The following is a 314-nucleotide window of genomic DNA, read 5'->3' on the forward strand; positions in this document are numbered from 1 at the left end:
AGAGTTAATAGTTTAGCGCAGATATTGTTTATGAGGTCATCATGATTGCCGCGCGGAAAATCTGTGCGACCAACGGTTTCATAAAATAAAACATCGCCTGCGACTAAAAGACCGTTTCCGGCGTTGTAAAAAACGACTTGGCCGGGAGTGTGGCCGGGAATGTGGAGGACTTGGAAGCTATGGTTGCCGACTTTGAGCGTTTCCCCTTCTTCCAGCCAGCGTGTCGGCGCGAATGACGGAGAAACGGGGAAGCCGTATTGCGCCGTCGTTTGCGGAAGGGCTTGGAGCAGGAATTCGTCGTCTTTGTGCGGGCC

Annotated in this window: 1 protein-coding gene; it reads right to left on the reverse strand. The window is 52.5% G+C overall.

Features of this window, described 5'->3' with window-relative positions; genetic code table 11:
* Positions 1-314 (reverse strand): MBL fold metallo-hydrolase (locus ACTHSP_RS23405; RefSeq protein WP_440347169.1); only part of this gene is annotated, 314 nt, incomplete at both ends.

Source organism: Neisseria sp. P0001.S005 (assembly GCF_051963715.1).